Source organism: Roseomonas sp. 18066 (assembly GCF_902706185.1).
GTDB lineage: Bacteria > Pseudomonadota > Alphaproteobacteria > Acetobacterales > Acetobacteraceae > Pseudoroseomonas.
Genome location: NZ_CACSJM010000332.1, coordinates 1 through 845, shown reverse-complemented (window position 1 = coordinate 845; position 845 = coordinate 1). Strand labels below are relative to the sequence as shown.

1 protein-coding gene is annotated in these 845 nt (G+C 64.4%); it reads right to left on the bottom strand.

The window, feature by feature from the left end:
- Nucleotides 1-6: 6 nt before the first annotated feature.
- Nucleotides 7-770 (bottom strand): IS5 family transposase gene (locus GVN67_RS29085; RefSeq protein ID WP_160000774.1). Its coding sequence is split into 2 segments (ribosomal slippage): nucleotides 7-437 and nucleotides 437-770, totalling 765 coding nucleotides; the frame shifts between segments, so codons are not numbered across the junction.
- Nucleotides 771-845: the final 75 nt, after the last annotated feature.

Here is an 845-nt window from a genome sequence, read left to right as displayed (position 1 = left end):
CTAGGCTCAGGACTCATTGATCCAGAAGAGGACGGTTGCGGCGAGGCAGATAGCGGAGAAGAAGGTGTGGGCGCAGCGGTCGTAGCGCATGGCGACGCGGCGCCAGTCCTTGATACGGCCGAACATGTTTTCGACCCGATGGCGCTGGCGGTAGAGCACCTTGTCGTAAGGGATCGGGATCTTCCGGCTGCGGGTTGAGGGAATGCAGGGGATGATGCCGCGGGCGATGAGGGCTTCGCGGAAGCGGCAGCTGTCGTAGCCCTTGTCGCCGAGCAGTTCCTTGGCCTGCGGCAGATGGGGCAGCATCAAAGCCGCACCCTTGTGATCGCTCATCTGGCCTTCGGTGAGCAGAAGCAGGACGGGGCGGCCCTGACCGTCGCAGACGGCATGCAGCTTGGAATTCAGCCCGCCCTTCGTCCGGCCGATACATCGGGGTAGAGCCCCTTTTTGAGCAGGCTGGCCGCCGTGCGATGCGCCTTGAGATGGGTCGCGTCGATCATCAGCCGATCGGGCTGGCCTCGGCGGCCCGCCAGGCCTGCGAAGATCCGGTTGAACACGCCCATCCGGCTCCAGCGGATGAAGCGGTTGTAGAGCGTCTTGTGCGGACCGTACTCGGCGGGCGCGTCGCGCCAGCGCAGGCCGTTGCGGATGACATGGATGATCCCGCTGACGACACGCTGGTCGTCCACCCGCGGCACGCCGTGCGACAGCGGGAAGAAAGGCGAGATCCGTGCGACTTGCGCCTCCGTCAGCCAGAATAAGTCCGCCATGGCAGCACCTCCGGCTGCCATGGAATCACAGCTCCATCAGAGCGCAAGGGCAGATTTAATAGGTCCTGAGCCTAG